We start from the raw sequence: 15,748 nt of genomic DNA, 5'->3' as shown, positions 1-15,748 counted from the left end.
GGTCAATCCTGCACGGCGCTGATGGAAAATGGCGTGCGCCCCGCCCGGTTGCGGATCACCGCCAGCGGCCGGGCCGACAGGGCCGCGATTTCGTTCATCGCAGCGGCAAGGTGATCGGCCCGCGTCACATCCGATTGCGTGACCAGCACGACCAGCCCCACCAGCCCGATCAATCGCCTTGTATCCAGCGACAGGCTGATCGCGCGGCTGTCCCAGATCAGCAGGTCATGCGCCTTTTGCGCCTGATCCTGAAACCGCGTCAGTTCGGCATCGGGCGGCAGGACGCTGCCTGCGGCAAGTCCGGGGCAAAGCGTGATCCCCGGCGCGATGGTGATCCGCGCGGCGGGGTCTTCGCGGTCGGCGCCCGCGGCCAGCCGCGAAGACAGATCGGGCGCGATCGGATTGGCGTCGATCAGCAGCACGCGCCGCCCGTCGATCTGCTGCGCCACGCGGGCCAGGGCCTCGGCCAGGGTGGTCGCGCCCTCGCCGCCACGACAGCCGGTCACGACCAGGCTTTTCAGGCTGTGGCGCCGCAGATCCAGCCAGACCCGTGCGGCGGTCTCGGCCACCGGATCGGGCCATTCGCGCGGCTGTTTTCGGGCAAACAGGGTCATGACCGGCCCTCCTCGGAGGGGGTGGCCCGCCGTTCGCCGGCGGCGCGCACGATGACATCGGGGCCGACGATGGCGCGAATGTCACCATTGGCGCGCAGGCGCGGGTGCAGCGCGTCTTGCAGCAGGATCCAGCCCATGACCATGACCAGCGCGCCGACCAGCACCACCATCAGCACGCGCGACACACGCGGTTTGTCGGGGGCAAGGCCGGCCTTGGGTTCGGCCAGCACCACCAGGTTCGAGATGCGCGCCTCGGACAGATCGGTGGCGATCCGGGCCTCTTGCAGTCCGCGCTGGAACCGATCCTGACTGGCGCGCAGCTGTGCCAGATCACGCTCCATCCGTGCCAGATCGACAGCGGCGGCATCCACCTCATGCAGGCGGTCCTCCAGTTGCGCCAGCTCGGCGCGCTGTGCGGCGCTGCGTTCGCGCAGGGTTGCCAGTTTCAGCGCGCTGTCGGATTGATCGGCCAGCAGCCTGTCGCGGATCGGGTTGGCCTGGGTGATGCTGTCGCCCGCCACCCGTGCGGGCTCGGAGTCCAGAAACCTGTCCACCTCAGCCAGTTGCTGCGCCAGAACCAGCCCCTGCGCCGACCCTTCGCCGCGCAGCCGCCGTTCCACCGCAAGGTCGAGTTGCAGTTTGATCCGCTGGCGGTGCAGGTCGGTCACCACCGGATTGGTGCTTTCGGCCAGGCTCGATTCCACCTGATCGGGCGCCTCGGCCAGCAGGCGGTCGATCTCTGCCAACCGGGCCTCGGTTTCCTGGGTTTCGACGGCGGCAAGGGCCAGCGCCTCCACCAGCTTTTCGCGCCGCTGCACGGTGATGGTGCGCTGTTCCTCGACCGACCAGGCCTTGAGCCGCGCGCGTGTGTCGCGGTAGCGGTCTTCGGTTTCATGCAGGCGGGTGGCGATGCCGTCCAACTGGCCGGTGAAATAATCGGGCAGGCGGGTGTCGCGATAAATCTCGGCCCGCCGCGCCTGATAGCGCGCCAGAAACGTATCCAGCACCACCTTGCCCGCCACCGGATCGGGATAGGCCAGCGACAGTTCCACGATATCCGACCGTGTGACCTGCGTCACCTCAAGCGCGCGTTGCAGCATCAGTTCGGCCATGTCGTCGCGCGACAGATCCTTGAGCAGCCCGATCCAGACCAGCACCCCCCGGGCCGAAGATTTCAGCCAGGCGACGCTGGCCTTGGCGTAATGCTTCACCGTCTGGAAAAAGCCCTGCGGCGGGTCATCGCCAAAAAAGAAATCCTCGCCCAGTTCCGCGACCACCGCATGCACCAGGGCCGGATCCTTGATGATCTGCACCTCGGCGGTCACATCCTCGATCCGGGTCATGCCGCCGCTATTGGGCTGGTTGGTCTGCACCGACACGGTGGCCGGCGTCGCCAGTTCCGCCCCGGGCCGCAGCATGAGCTGGGCGCTGATCGTATAGGTCGGGTTCGAGGCGATCAGATAGATCACCGCCGCGACCAGGGCCACCAGCGGCCAGAGCAGGATCTGCCGCCACGCACCGCCAAGCGCGGCCATCAGGCGCAGCACATCGGGCGGTGTCCAGGTCAGCGACGCCGGGGTGGCGCGGGGCGGGGTCGTGTCGAAGGCGGTCTGTTCCGACCGGCGCTTCTGAAAGGCAGAGTTCATGGTCCGGGTTCTCCCAGCAGGAGGAATTGCGGACAGGCGCGGGTCGCGCGCCCGATCTGAACAAAGTCACCCGGTAACACTTCGGTCATTGCTTCGGCCGGCAGCAGGTCGGGCGTGCCATCGGCCTTGCGGCGCAGGATCGTGGTTTGGCAATCGCCGGGGCGCGTGGCGCCGCCGCCCAGCCCCGCCGCGGTCAGCGCGGTCGCGGCGGTATCCTGTGCGGCCTCGGCCTCGGCGATCTGCAACTGGGTCTGGATCCATTGATCCAGCAGATCCAGCCGGATCGACAAATCAAAGGCGTCGCGTTCCTCGGCCAGCACGGCCTGTCCGGTGCGCGCCTTGGCAAGCGTGGCGCGCGCCTCGCCCACCCGGCCCTCGATATCGACGAAATCGCGGCGCAGTTCCAGGATGCGGGCGCCGGTCAGCGATCCGGTGTCGAACAGCGGCTGCAACTTGACCAGATTGTCGCGCACCAGCACCAGTTGCTGTTCGAGGCTGGCATTCACCGCCTCTTGCGCGGTGATATCCTCGGCGCCGATGGTCAGGCTGCTTTCGATCCGGCTCAGCGCAAGGCGCCGGGTCTCGGCGCGGGTGGTCGCGATCTCGCGCTCCGCCGCGATGAGGCGGGTGGCCTCCTCCGCGCCGATCAGCGCGGCAACCTCGGGCATCGGATCGGCGGTGAATTCCTGCCCGGCCATTTCCGCGCCCAGACGGGCGGCACGCACCAGGGCACGGGCCAGCCGCGCCTCGGCTTGCAACAGGCGGTCGCGTTCCTGCTGGATGGTGATCTGGCGCGCCAGATCCCCCCCGCCCGAGGCCCCGGCCAGCGCCGCCGCCTCGATCACGCGCAGGCCGGGGCGATAGGTCACCGGCCCCGGGGTGCCGACCGCGCCGCCCACCAGCACCGGCCGATAGCTGCGCACCACCAGCGAAAAGCTGACCCCCGGCGCGCCCAGCCTTTCGGCCAGCAGGGTGGTCAAGCGCCCGTTCAGGTCTTCGACATCGGCCAGATCGTCGATACGCCCAAGGCCCGGGATGGTCAGGCTGCGCCCCGGCCCCACCGGCCAGTCGCCCGAAATATCGGCCATCCCGGCAATGCGCAGGGTCAGCACATCGCCTTCGTCAAGCTGCGGCCCCGCCATCACGGCCAGCGGCGCAGCACCGATCAGCGCGAGCAGGACCAGCAGCCGTTTCATGCCGCACCCGGCAGGTAAAGATCGCGATGGGTGATGAATTCCTCGCAGGCGCGTTCATGTTCGCCGGGGTTGCCCATGTCGATCCAGCGGCAGTCGGGCGCGTGGGCATAGACCTTGCGCCCCGCCTCGATCAGGTTCACCACCAGGGTTGGCGCATCGAGATAGGTATTGGGCCGGATAAAGGGCAGGATGCCGGGCGAATAGACGTAAACCCCCATGCTGGCGGCATAATCCAGCCTTGGTTTTTCGTGATAGCCGGTGATCAGCCCCGCCTCGCTGATATCCAGCACGCCCAGTTGCACCTGCACCGACAGCCGCGTGGTGCCCACCGTCAGATCCGCCCCCTGCGCCAGATGCGCCGCATACATTTCGGCAAAGTTCAGCGTGGTCAGCAGATCGCCGTTCATCACCAGAAAGGGCGCGTCGGCGATGTCTTCCACCGTCCCGATGGCGCCGGCGGTGCCAAGCGGCTGGCTTTCCCAGTGATAGCGGATCTTCAGCCGCTTCCCAACCTCCGACGCCTCCAGATAGGACTGGATCAGCGATCCGAGGTAATTGAGCGCGATGACCACCTCGGTCACGCCGTGATTGGCCAACTGGTTCAGCAGAATGTCGAGGATCGGGCGGTCGTCGATGGGGATCAGCGGCTTGGGCAGCACGGAAGTAAAGGGCCTGAGCCGCTTTCCCTGTCCGCCGGCCAGAATGACAGCCTTCATGATGCCCTCCGTTCAATCAGATTCTGTAAGAAAGATCCTTGAAAATCTGCGGGTTGCGGCGCACCCATTCAATGGTGCGCCCCAGCCCATCGTCCAGTGTCGTGGCGGCGGTCCAGCCGGTCAGCGCCCGTGCCTTTTCGGCGCCGCCCAGCAATTGCATCACCTCGGATGCGGTGGGGCGGATGCGGGCGCTGTCGGTGACGATGCGCTTGCCCCCGCCCAACAGGCGGATCACCGTTTCGGCCAGATCGCCCACGGCGACATCGCTGCCGGTGGCGAGGTTCACCACCTCGCCCAGGGCCGCGTCGCATTGCGCCAGGGCCATCGCGCCGGAAACCGTATCGCCGACATAGACCAGATCGCGCCGGGGTGTCAGCGACCCGAGGCGGATCTCGTCCCCGGCCAGCGCCTGCGAGATGATCGTGGGCAGCACCGCGCGCGGCGGCTGGCGCGGGCCATAGGTGTTGAACGGCCGGCACACCGTCACCGGCAGCCCGAAAGAGCGGTGGTAAGACAGGCAAAGCTGATCGGCGCCGACCTTGGTCGCGGCATAGGGCGATTGCGGATGCAGCGGATGCGCCTCGTCGATCGGCACATATTGCGCGGTGCCATAGACCTCGGAGGTGGAAAAGGACACCAGCCGCGCGGTGCCATGACGACGGCAGGCCTCCAGCACATTGGCGGTGCCGTTCATGTTGACCTGCACCACGTCATTGGGATGCACATAGGAATAGGGAATGCCGATATGCGCGGCCAGATGGAACACCACATCCTGCCCCGCCACCGCCTGATCCACGCCCGAGGCATCGCGCAGGTCGCCGGCGACGATCCGCAGCCGCGCAAAGGTTTGCGGCGGCACATCAAGAAGGGCGCCCTGAATCCCGTTCGAGGAATAGCGCGTGAAAATCGTCACCTCGGCGCCGGATGCCAGCAAGGACTCGGACAAATGACTACCAATGAAACCGGCGCCCCCGGTCACGAGGACTTTCTTACCGTTCCAAAACATCTGATCTGCTCAAATACGTTAACGACAATGCCGCCAAAATCAGGCACCTGCAAAGTGAACCATATCGAAAAGCGATGAGTCCAGCCCGATATCGGCCTTCCATCCGGTTGCCCGGAAGATTCGCCCCGGATTGCCGATACTGCGGGCATTTGAAGCGGTGGAAGGCCCCTCGGGGGCGTCGATCTGCGGCGAAAATCCCGTGATCCGGCACAGATCCGACAGAATCGCCCGCAGCGACAGCCCGCGCCCGGTGCAGATGTTGAACAGCCCACCCGGCGTGCCGGGCCGGGCCAGCAGCCGCAGCGCCGCGACCACATCGCGCACGTCGATCCAGTCGCGGATGACCGCCGGATCGCGCAGCGCGATGCGATGCGGATCGGCCCGCAACTCCTGCAACAGCGCCTGCGGCACCTGCCAGTCGGGCTGGCCCGGGCCGATGATGTTGAAGGGGCAGGCCGCCGCCACATCCAGCCCCGAGGCCAGCGCCAGTTCGGTCATCCGCAGCTTGGTCTCCCCATAGGCGCCGACGGGGCCGAAGGGGTGGCTTTCGTCGATCGCGCTCTGGTCGGGGGCCATCGGCGCCCAGATCGCCGCCGATGACAGGATGACGAAACGCGGCGCCGGTCGCCATGCCGCCACGGCCTCCAGCAGGCGGGCGGTGGCGGTGACATTGCCGGCCTCCAGCTCGGCCAGACTGCCACGGGTCACGCCCGCGCAGTGAAACACCGTGCCGGCGGGGCGCATCGCCGCCAGCCGCGCCGGCGGTTCCTGCGCCAGATCGCAGGCCAGCCCCCCGTCCCCCGCGCCTGACCGGCTGAGCGCGATGACCTCACCCCCGCCGGCCCGCAGCGCCGCGCAGAGATGGCGCCCGACAAAGCCGGTCGCCCCGGTCACCAGCACCCGGTCGCCGGGCGGCAGGTCGGGCGCGACGGTCATGATCTGCCGCCCTTCCGGGCGTAGCGGGGGTGAAAACGGCCCTTCATCCGGAATTTCTTTGCAAGAATTGGCTTTCCTGCATTAGCCTAACCCGAGTTTTCAGATTCCGTCGCCATTTTATTGTCCCGATTGCCGGAGGATCGTTTTGTTCCGCTTGCGCCATCGTTTGGATTTCGGGCCCACGCAAGGCCTCATGATCGGCGGTCTGGTCCTGTGCTGGCTGCTGCTATCGGCGCTGCTCGACCCGATGAAGGCTACCATCGCGCTGATCGGGCTGGCCGCGGTTGCCTTCAGCCTTGCCTCGCCCATGGTTGGGCTGTGGATCAACATCTTTGCCAATACCTCGCTTCAGGTGCTGGGCAGCGCGCCGGTGACCGGGGCGCCGGCCAGCCTGTCCAAGGTCTTTGCGATGGTCTCGCTTGTGGCGATCCTGCTGCACCAGATCTTTGCCAACTGGAAGATCACTGCCTCGCCGGTCTATGCGGCGATGCTGGCCTATGCGGTGCCGGTGCTGATCTGGGATTTCTTTCCCTATCACCCCGAGATCGCGACGCTGGAGGGCACAGGCCGCTTTGTGCAGATGGCGCTGCTGTGCTGGCTGATCGCCACGATCGGCGGGCAGGGGCAACGCGCGCTGGACCAGACGGTGGTCGCGATTTTCGCGGCCATCGCGCTTTGCGGCATCATCGGTGCGGCCGAACATTTCCTGCCCTCGCTGGCGGTGGAATCCGACGACCCCAAGGTCGCGGCGGGTGCCCTGGGCGGTGTGATCGACCGGGAATCGCTGGAAGGCGTGGTGTTGAAGCGCATCACCGGCGGCATCGGTGATGCCAACTGGCTGGCCTATACCATCGCCATCGTGCTGCCGCTGCTGATCTATTGCTGGCAACGCTGGCCGGGCTTCTGGATGCGGGCGCTGTTTCTGGGGCTGGCCGGGCTTCAGATGATCGCGCTGGTGTTCAGCTATACGCGCACCGGGTTTCTGGGGTTGGGCTTTGCGGGGCTTTACCTCATCCTGCGCGGCGTGGTGCCGCTGCGTCCGCTGCTGGCGGCCCTGGGCGCGGTGGCCATCGTCGCCATGGTGGCCATGCCGGCAGGCTTTGCCGACCGGATGTTTTCGTCGCGCTACCTGAAAGAAGGCTCCACCCCGCTGCGCACCTTTTTCGTCACCGAAGCGTGGGGGATGTTCGCCGAGCATCCCTTTCTGGGGTCGGGGTTCAAATCCTTTGGACCGAAATTCTACGAAGACATGCAGACGCGCCTGCCCGAGGATCCCCGGCTGGAGGCCTGGGCCGCCGATACCGTCTCTGCGGTGCGCGACGGGCGGGAACTGGTCACCAATATCGGTGCGCATAATCTGGCGCTGGAATTGCTGGTGGAATACGGGCTGGTCGGGCTGGGCCTTTATGCCCTGATGATCGGCATCGTCTGGCGCGAGGCGACGCGGCTGGAACAGACCGGCCCGCCGCATCTGCGGCTGCTCGCGATCTGCATAAAGGCGGGGCTGGTCGCCTTTCTGGTCTGCGGTTTTCTGGGCCATAACAAATATCTCAAGATCCTCTGGATCATGATCGGCCTGCTGCTTGCCGCGCGGCGCGTCGGGCTCATGGGCGAGAGCGGCAGCCGCAGCTTGCTGAGCCGGGGCGAATGACCGCGCCGGGCCGCCATGTGCTGTATGTGCAGCCCAATTCCGAGGTGGGCGGATCCGACATCGCGCTGGCCCGCACGATCGAGGCGATGGCCGAAACCGGGCAGCGCTCATCGGTCGTGCTGCCGGGCGACGGACCCCTGGTGCCGCGCCTGCGCGCCGCCGGGGCAGAGCTGCATTTCCTGCCGATGCAGCAATTGCGCACGCTGCCTTCGCCGGCCTATCAGGCGCGCTATCTGGGGCGCTTTCCCGGCACGGTGCGGCGGTTGGCGGCGCTGATGCGGCAGATCGGGCCGGATCTGGTGCATGGCAATTCGCTCTATTGCCTGTATGGCGCCTTTGCCGCGCGGCGGGCGCGGGTGCCCTATCTGTGGCATGTGCGCGAAATGGCGCCGCGCGTGCCGCTCTTGACGCGGGCCTATGCCGGTATGCTGTCGGCGCTGTCCGACACGGTGCTGGCGATGACGCCGGCCTGTCTCGATCCGCTCTATCCGCGGGGCTGGCCGACCCATGCGGTGACCATGCCCGACGCGCTGGATGGCCCTGCCTTTCGCGCCGGGCTGGATCGTGGCCGGCTGCGCCGCGAACTGGGCATCGCGCCGGGCCGCCCCATTGTGGGGGCGGCGGCGCGGCTTGATCCCTGGAAGGGCCTGCCGGTGTTTCTGGAGGCGGCGGCCCGGGTGGCGCAGGCGCGGCCCGATGCGGTCTTTGTCATCGCGGGCGGCGCACCTGCCGGGCTTGAGGCGCATGAGGCCGAACTGCATGCCCAGGCCGCCCGGCTGGGTCTGGGGCCGGACCGGCTGCATTTTCTGGGCTGGCGCTACCGGCTGGCCGACATGGCCGATGTGATGGCGGGGTTCGATCTGTTCTGCCACACCTCGATCCAGCCAGAACCCTTTGGTCTGGTGCTGATCGAGGCGATGGCGGTGGAAACCCCGGTCATCGCCACCGCCGCGGGCGGCCCGCTGTCGATCATCGAGCCGGGTCTGTCGGGCCTGCTCACGCCGCCGGGCGATGCCGGCGCGCTGGAGGTCGCGGTGCTGCGGCTGCTGAACGACCCCGATCTTGCGCGCCGCATCGGCACAGCCGGACGCGCGCGGCAAGAGGATGAATTTTCCGTTCCGCGCTTTCGTCAGCGCCTGTCGGATATCTATGACCGCACGGTGGCCGTCGCGGGCTGAGCCTCGGGCGCGACCAGATCGCGGGCCGCGTCGGTCATGCGCCGGGCCAGCCCCTCGGCGGTGTGGTCGCGCAGGATCTGCGCCCGGGCCTCGGCGCCGAGCCGGGCGCGCAGCGCGGCATCGGGCAGCAGCCGGGCAAAGGCGGTGGCCAGCGCGCCCGCATCGTCAATCGGCACGATCAGCCCGCTTTGGCCATCTGAGATCACGCGCGGCAGGTCGCCCGCCGCCGCCGCGACGACGGCCCGCGCCGCCGCCATCCCCTCCAGGCAGGTCAGCGGCAGGCTTTCCTTGCGCGAGGGCACGGCGATCACGTCGCTGGCGGCGACCCAGGGGGCCGTCGCCTCCACAAAGCCGGTAAAGCGCAGCCGCGCGGCGATGCCCAGATCGCCGGCCAGCGATTTCAGCGCCGCATCCTCGGGGCCGGTGCCCGTCAGGACACCATGCCAGTTGGCCTCGCGCGGCAGGGCGGCAAGGGCGCGCAGGAACAGATCCTGCCCCTTGCCGGGATGCAGCCGCCCCATCACCGTAAAGATCACCGCGCCGGGCGGCAGGCCCAGCCGCACCCGCGCTTCGGCCTGCGGCAGATCGGGCGGCAGCGCGATGGCATTGGGCAGCATCCGCGCCTGCCGCGCGCCGGCGGCCTGCACCTCGGCCAGCGTGGCATGCGACCCGGTCAGCACCAGATCGGCGCGGCGCATCAGGGCACGGTCCACCGCCTCGAAAGCACGGTAAAGCGGGCGATGCGTGGCGCCCAGCCAGCCATGGATATGGCAAATCCACCGCCTGCGCGAAAAGGGCTGTTGCAGCGCCGCCAGCAGATTGGCGCGCATGTCATGGCTGTGCATCACCGCCACGCCATCCGCCGCCATGGCCCGCGCCAGCGCCCGTGCCGCCAGCGGCGCGGCGGCCAGCCCGCGCCAGCGGATCGGGCGCAGCGTGACCCGCCCGCCCGCCGACAATCGCGCCTCCAGCGCCGGGTCGCGCGTGCGGGTCAGGAAATAGACCACCGGCTCTGCCCCGGGCTGATCCGCCAGATGCGGCATCACCCCCTCCAGCATGGATTCGATGCCGCCCACCTGGCCGTAATTGCCCTTCACATGACCGATGCGCAGCGTCATGGCACCGGCTCCGCCGGGAGGCGCAGCGCGGCGGCGCAGACCATGGCGCCCACGCCCAGCCGCATGATCAGCACCGCCACCGCCGCGCCTGTCGCGCCATGCGACGGGATCAGCGCCAGCCCCGCCACCGCGATCAGCCCCGCCTGCACGACGGTAATGGTCAGCGTGAGGCGTGGCCGCGCCATCGCCACCGCCGAAAGCGGCACCGGCACCACCGCGACCCAGGCCATCACCGCCAGCACCAGCAACCGCAGCGCAGGGGCCGCCTCGGCATAGGCCGGGCCGATCGTTGCCGCGATCACCGCGCCTGGCAGCAAGGCGACCCCCAGCCCGACCAGCGCCGCCAGCGGCACGGTCAGCCGCAGAACGCCACCCCAGAAGCGCAGCAATTGCCCGCGCGCCATCATCTCGGCGATGCGGGGTTGCAGCGCATGGGCGGCAAAGCCCGCCACCATCTCAGGCACCAGCAAAAGTGGCAGCAGCGCGCCGTAAAGCCCCGCCTCGGCGGCGCCGCGCAGGCTGGTCAGCAGAAAGATGTCCAGCCGCTCGACCAGGGCGGCCAGCAGCATGGCGGGCACGATCCAGCGCAGATAGGCCCAGCAGGCCGCCAGATCGCCCGGCACCACCTGCCACAGCCGCGCCCGCGCCGCGCCTGACAGCAGAATGGCCGGCAGCAAGACCAGCGCCGTCGCCCCGGCATAGGCGAACAGAAACCCGGCCGCGGTCAGCCCGGCCACCCGCGCCACGATCAGCAATCCTGCGATGCGCAGCAGCTGCAAGGCGGCCTCCAGCGCGAGGAATCGGCCAAAGCGTTCGCGCGACTGGTTGTCGGACAGATATCCGCGATAGGCCATTTCCAGCGCGGCGGCCAATGCGGCCAGCCGTACCGCCCCGGCCGCGTCGGGCGCATGCAGCAGATGCCGCGCCAGCGGCCCGGCCAGCGCCAGCCCCGCCAGCAATACCAGCGCCGCCGCCAGCAGCCGCCCCTGCTGCGCCGCGCGCCAGATTGCCACGCGGGCCGGCCCCTCGGCCAGCGCCGGCACCTGACCGACGACCCGCAGGTCGAACGGATCGGACAGCGCGGAGGTGAAAAGCTTGATCCCCGCCATGAGCAAGGCGAGCGTCCCTGCCTCGGCCAGACCGCCGGGCAGGTCGCCGATGGCGCGATAGGCCCGGATCAGCGCGAAGAACCACAGACCCAGCAGCCCGATGCGCAAGACCGTGACCACCGCCGCACGGCGCAGCGCGGGGGCCAGCGTCTCGGTCGGCGCCATGCCGGCGCCATGATGCGAAAGCGCGGTCACGCCTTTTCCGGCGCAAGGGCACCGCCCGGCCCCATGGCGATGCGCTTGCGCCGCGCCCTGAGCATACGGATCGCCGGAGCGGGCAGTGCGGCGAACAGGATGCGCGCCCAGGCCCGCGGCGCCAGCAGCACCGCCGGCACCCTCCCTGCCACGCTGGCGGCCTTGCGCATCGCGGCCCACCAGCCGCTGCCCAGCCGTGTCATGTGCAGCGTATCCAGCGCCTGTTGCGCGACCGCTACCCGCGCCTCGCCGCGCAGCGCGGCCAACCCGCGCGCCTCGGGCCAGGCAAAGGCCTCTTCCAGCCCGCGCAGATGATCGTCGAACATCTTGCCATCGGCATAAAGCTCAAAGGAAAGACTGGTTTCGCGCACCCGGTAGCGCACCAGTTCCTCTTTGAGAAACAGCACCTCTCCCACAAGGCAGAGCTTGAGGAACAGCCAGCTATCCGAGATCATGCCCCAGGTTTCATCCATCGCCCCCAGGGCCTTGACCGGGGCGCTGCGCGAAATCACCGTGGAATAGCAGAACCCGTCGGTAAAGCAGCGCAGGAATGCCTCTGCCCCGGTGCTGCGCGGTGGCCAGTGCCCGCCGGAATGGCCGGTGGCGCGGCCGTCATCGTCGATCCAGATCGCTGCGCCATGCAGCATCGCGGCGCGCGGCTCGGCCTCCAGCCGGGCGACGGCGGCGGCCAGGAATTGCGGCTCCAGCACGTCATCGGCGCCCAGAACCATGAAATAGCGTCCCTGCGCCGCCTGAATGCCGCGCGTCACATTCCCCGCGAATCCGACATTCCGATCTGCCCGCTCATACCGCAGCCGCGGGTCGTGATAGCGCGCCATCACCTCGGGCGTGGAATCTGTCGAGGCATTGTCGAAGACCAGCACCTCGATCTCGGTCAGGGTCTGGGCCAGGGCGGAATCGACCGCCAGCCCCAGCCAGCGCGCGGCGTTGTAGGTCGGGATGATGACGGAAACCATGGGCGTGGTCATGGGTCATTCCTTTCGGGTCGGAACTGCGGGCTGGAAATGCGCGCCCGCCGCCGCCATGATGCCGTAACGGCAGCGGAAAGGCGGGGCATGCGGGGCAAGCTGGTCAAGGCGGTGGATCTGGCGCTTTCGGCCCTGCCGGGGGCAGGGCCTGCCCGGCTGGTGACCTTTGGCTTTCACGGGTTGTGGCCTGAGGGGGCCGGGGCCGAGGCGGGCGCCGATCCGTATCAGGTGCTGACCCCCGATGATCTGGACCGGCTGATCGGCCTGCTGCGCGACCGGGGCTATCGCTGCATCACCGCGCGCGATCTGGCGGCGCCACTGCCCCCGCGCGCGGCCTGGCTGACATTTGACGACGGCTATGCCAACAACCTGGGCCTGTTGCCGGTGCTGCGCCGCCATGGCGTGCCGGCGACGGTCTTTGTCACCAGCGGCAATATCCTGTCGGGCGAAGCGTTCTGGTGGGATGCGCTGCACCGCGAGTCGTGCCGGCGCGGCCTGGCCCCCGATATCGCCGCCCGCCGGCGCGAGGCGCTCAAGGCGCTGCCGCCCGCGGCGATCCGCGCCCGGATTCTGGCGGAATTCGGTGCCGATGCCCTGATCGCGCAGGGCGCGCAGGACCGCCCGATGACCCCGGAGGAGCTGGCGCATTTCGCCGCCGATCCGCTGATCGAGATCGGCAACCATACCCGCGCCCATGCCATTCTGCCCGTGCTGGACGCGGCGGGCCAGCGGGCCGAAATCGCGGGCGCGCAGGCCGATCTGGCGCGGCTCTGCGGCCGGGCGCCGCAGGTCATCGCCTATCCCAATGGCGGGGCCACCGGCGAGACGCTGCGCATCGCGCGCGATTGCGGGCTGCGGGCGGGCGTCACCTGCCTGCCGCATGCCACCCCGCCGGGGCAGATCGCCGATCTGCCGGGCCGTCTGGCGATCGGACGCTTTCTGTCGCTGCGCCATGGTGTCATGTCCCGTGAAACGCGGCTTGCGCTGGCGCGGCCGGGCTGGGGGCAGGGGCAGGCCGCCCGGGCCTGCCGCGCCCTGTTGCACGACGCGGCCCAAACCGCTCAGCCCCCGCTGCCGACATAGGTGCTGCCCTCGCCCCGCCGGGCCGGCACAAAGCGATAGCCAAGCCGCGCGGGCATCCGCATCACCTGGGCCGGCTCGCGCAGATAAAGCGCGAGGTTCTCGCGATACCATTGCACGATGGCGGGCAGGTCTTCCGACAATTCGCGCTCGGCTTCCCAGCCGAGGCTGTGGATCGCCTCGCCGGTCATGCCATAGCGGCTGTCATTATGCGGCCGGTCGGTGCCATGTTCGACAAAGCTTTCGCGCGGGATGTGCATCGCGGCGCAGACCAGGTTCACCACCTCGTTCACGCTGTAATCCCGCGCGGCCGGCACGTTGTAGATCGCCCCGTCATCGCCATGGGTCACCACCGTCTCGATCGCGCGGCACAGGTCGCGCACATGCAGGAAGGGCCGCCGCGCCATGCCCGATCCATGCACGCGGAACCGCCGGCCCGCCAGCGCATCCACGATCAGCTTGGGGATCAGCTTTTCGGGATATTGCCGCGTGCCATAGATGTTGTTCGCCCGCACGACGCGCGTCGCCAGCCCGAAGGACTGGGCAAAACATTTCACGAACATCTCGGCGGCGGCCTTGCTGGCCGAATAGGGGTTGGTCGGATTGAGCAGCGACCGTTCGGTCGCGTCAAAACCCCGGCAATCGCCATAGACCTCGTCGGTGCTGACATGCACGAAATGCGACACACCGTTTTCCACCGCCGCCTGCAACAGCGTCACGGTCCCCTCGATATTGCTGCGCAGAAAGGGGCGGCTGTCGGCATAGGAATTGTCCACATGCGATTCCGCCGCCGCATGCAGCACCAGATCGGCCCCGCGCAACTGGCGCAGCATCTCGCGCCGGTTGCAGATCGAGGCCTGCACAAAGGTCACATTGGATTGCTGAAGCGCCGGCCGCAGATATTCGCGGCGGGCGGCATAGGTCATGGCATCAATGATGACGAAATCGGCCTTGGGATAAAGGGTGAGAAAATGTTCGGTCAGATGGGATCCGAGGAATCCGGCCCCTCCGGTCAGAATGACTTTACGCACGGTGGCACTCCCGTTTTTAGGGGCCTGCTCCCTGACAATCCTTGCTCGATATGTGTTTTTACGGTGGCTTCTGCCACGCGTGAACCATGGCAATCACAAAGGCCAAAACGGCCGGGAAAGGGATGAATGACTCGTCACAATGCACATGGGATGGAAATGTTCCAAAATCGGAACGCCATGCCCGCACCCCTTGAACGTAACGCAGCCAGCCGCGCATTGCCAAGGATTCTGTTAACGAATTGGTAACTTTTACCGGGCACGGGCGCGAATTGTCGGTTTTCTGGACGAATTTTCCGCAACCCGGGCGCCCGACCTTTCGCTTGACAGCCCCCGGCCGATCCGACCTGATCGCCGTCCATGGCCTTTACCTTTCGACAGCTTCAGTTCTTTGTGGCCGCGGCCGAGGCGGGCAGCGTTTCGGGCGCGGCACGGGAATTGTCGATCTCGCAATCCTCGGTGACCGAGGCGATCCGCGCGCTGGAGGATGATCTGGGCGTCACCCTGTTCGACCGGCAGGCGCGGGGGTTGATGATCACGCACAAGGGATCGGCCTTCCTGCGCCATGCGCGCCAGATCCTCGCCGATGTCGCCGCCGCCCGCAGCGCCTTTCGCGACGAGGCCGAACAGGCTACGGGGCGGCTGTCGCTCGGGGTGACCTCGCTGGTGGCGGGCTATGTTCTGTCGGATATCCTGCAACGCTTTCGCCGCGCCCATCCCCTGGTAGAGTTGAACGTGATCGAGGATACCGGCGATTATCTGCAACATCTGCTGATCGGGGGCGAGCTGGATGTGGCGGTGCTGCTGACCTGGTCGGTGCGTGACCGCATGGCCCTGCATGTGGAGACGCTGCTCGTCTCGCCCTATCGGCTGTGGTTGCCACTGGGGCACCCGCTGGCGCAGCAAGAGGCCATCGCGCTGGAGGAACTGGCGGGTCTGCCGATGATTCAGCTGATGGTGGACGAGATCGAGGAAAGCACCCGCCGCCTGACCGCCGCCCTGCCGGTCAAGCCCGAGATCGCCTTCCGCACCCGCAGCGTGGAGGCGGTGCGCAGCCTGGTCGCCACCGGCGCCGGCCTCGCGATCCTGCCCAGTCTGGTCTACCGCCCCTGGTCGCTGGAAGGTGACCGGATCGAGATCCGCGACGTGTCGGGCGATCTGCCCACGGTGCAGGTGGGGCTGGCCTGGCGCCGGGGCGCGCCGCTTGCAGCCCCGGCGCTGAATTTCGTGCGCTCGGCCCAGACCGCGATCCCGCCGCGCTGAGCGTTCGGTTTTTCCGATACATG

The 15,748-nt window shown here is 68.1% G+C and carries 14 protein-coding genes; 4 read left to right on the top strand and 10 right to left on the bottom strand.

Features of this window, described 5'->3' with window-relative positions; genetic code table 11:
- Positions 1-2: 2 nt before the first annotated feature.
- From FOA17_RS10980 to FOA17_RS10955, 6 genes are read right to left on the bottom strand one after another with little or no spacing between them, the layout of a single operon-like run.
- Positions 3-614, bottom strand: coding sequence for a cellulose synthase operon protein YhjQ/BcsQ (locus FOA17_RS10980; RefSeq protein ID WP_149141540.1), 612 nt, complete (start codon positions 612-614; stop codon positions 3-5).
- On the bottom strand, positions 611-2,260 hold the full coding sequence (locus tag FOA17_RS10975; RefSeq protein ID WP_149141539.1) for a GumC family protein: 1,650 nt from the start codon (positions 2,258-2,260) through the stop codon (positions 611-613). Before FOA17_RS10975 ends, FOA17_RS10980 begins: the two co-directional genes overlap by 4 nt.
- Positions 2,257-3,456 (bottom strand): polysaccharide biosynthesis/export family protein, encoded by a 1,200-nt coding sequence (locus FOA17_RS10970; RefSeq protein ID WP_149141538.1) that lies wholly within the window; start codon positions 3,454-3,456, stop codon positions 2,257-2,259. Before FOA17_RS10970 ends, FOA17_RS10975 begins: the two co-directional genes overlap by 4 nt.
- Entirely contained in the window at positions 3,453-4,172 is a 720-nt protein-coding gene (locus FOA17_RS10965; protein WP_149141537.1) for a nucleotidyltransferase family protein, read from the bottom strand. The genes FOA17_RS10970 and FOA17_RS10965 overlap by 4 nt, the downstream gene beginning before the upstream one ends.
- Positions 4,173-4,188: 16 nt before the next feature.
- Complete coding sequence (locus FOA17_RS10960) at positions 4,189-5,178, bottom strand: GDP-mannose 4,6-dehydratase (RefSeq protein ID WP_149141536.1); 990 nt, start codon at positions 5,176-5,178, stop codon at positions 4,189-4,191.
- Between the two features lie 39 nt (positions 5,179-5,217).
- Complete coding sequence (locus FOA17_RS10955; protein WP_149141535.1) at positions 5,218-6,114, bottom strand: NAD-dependent epimerase/dehydratase family protein; 897 nt, start codon at positions 6,112-6,114, stop codon at positions 5,218-5,220.
- Between the two features lie 154 nt (positions 6,115-6,268).
- On the opposite strand from FOA17_RS10955, the gene FOA17_RS10950 reads away from it, so the two are divergent.
- Entirely contained in the window at positions 6,269-7,765 is a 1,497-nt protein-coding gene (locus tag FOA17_RS10950) for an O-antigen ligase family protein (protein ID WP_149141534.1), read from the top strand.
- Positions 7,762-8,943, top strand: a complete 1,182-nt coding sequence (locus FOA17_RS10945) for a glycosyltransferase (protein WP_149141533.1) — start codon at positions 7,762-7,764, stop codon at positions 8,941-8,943. Before FOA17_RS10950 ends, FOA17_RS10945 begins: the two co-directional genes overlap by 4 nt.
- Here the strand turns inward: FOA17_RS10945 and FOA17_RS10940 are convergent.
- The 3 genes from FOA17_RS10940 to FOA17_RS10930 are packed head-to-tail and all read right to left on the bottom strand — an operon-like array spanning position 8,913 to position 12,354.
- On the bottom strand, positions 8,913-10,061 hold the full coding sequence (locus tag FOA17_RS10940) for a glycosyltransferase family 4 protein (RefSeq protein ID WP_149141532.1): 1,149 nt from the start codon (positions 10,059-10,061) through the stop codon (positions 8,913-8,915). The two genes, FOA17_RS10945 and FOA17_RS10940, sit on opposite strands and share 31 nt — an antisense overlap.
- Positions 10,058-11,365, bottom strand: coding sequence for a lipopolysaccharide biosynthesis protein (locus FOA17_RS10935; protein ID WP_149141531.1), 1,308 nt, complete (start codon positions 11,363-11,365; stop codon positions 10,058-10,060). Before FOA17_RS10935 ends, FOA17_RS10940 begins: the two co-directional genes overlap by 4 nt.
- Positions 11,362-12,354: a glycosyltransferase family 2 protein gene (locus tag FOA17_RS10930; RefSeq protein ID WP_149141530.1), complete on the bottom strand. Its 993-nt coding sequence runs from the start codon at positions 12,352-12,354 to the stop codon at positions 11,362-11,364. Before FOA17_RS10930 ends, FOA17_RS10935 begins: the two co-directional genes overlap by 4 nt.
- Positions 12,355-12,441: 87 nt before the next feature.
- Here FOA17_RS10930 and FOA17_RS10925 point away from each other — a divergent pair, with 87 nt between their 5' ends.
- Positions 12,442-13,437, top strand: coding sequence for a polysaccharide deacetylase family protein (locus FOA17_RS10925; RefSeq protein WP_149141529.1), 996 nt, complete (start codon positions 12,442-12,444; stop codon positions 13,435-13,437).
- Here the strand turns inward: FOA17_RS10925 and FOA17_RS10920 are convergent.
- Entirely contained in the window at positions 13,416-14,465 is a 1,050-nt protein-coding gene (locus FOA17_RS10920) for an NAD-dependent epimerase/dehydratase family protein (RefSeq protein WP_162528234.1), read from the bottom strand. The two genes, FOA17_RS10925 and FOA17_RS10920, sit on opposite strands and share 22 nt — an antisense overlap.
- Positions 14,466-14,822: 357 nt before the next feature.
- Between FOA17_RS10920 and FOA17_RS10915 the strand changes: the two genes are divergently transcribed.
- On the top strand, positions 14,823-15,725 hold the full coding sequence (locus FOA17_RS10915; protein ID WP_149141527.1) for a LysR family transcriptional regulator: 903 nt from the start codon (positions 14,823-14,825) through the stop codon (positions 15,723-15,725).
- Positions 15,726-15,748: the final 23 nt, after the last annotated feature.

Source organism: Gemmobacter caeruleus, assembly GCF_008271655.1.
Taxonomy (GTDB): domain Bacteria; phylum Pseudomonadota; class Alphaproteobacteria; order Rhodobacterales; family Rhodobacteraceae; genus Gemmobacter; species Gemmobacter caeruleus.
This window is presented reverse-complemented; position numbering and strand designations above follow the sequence as displayed.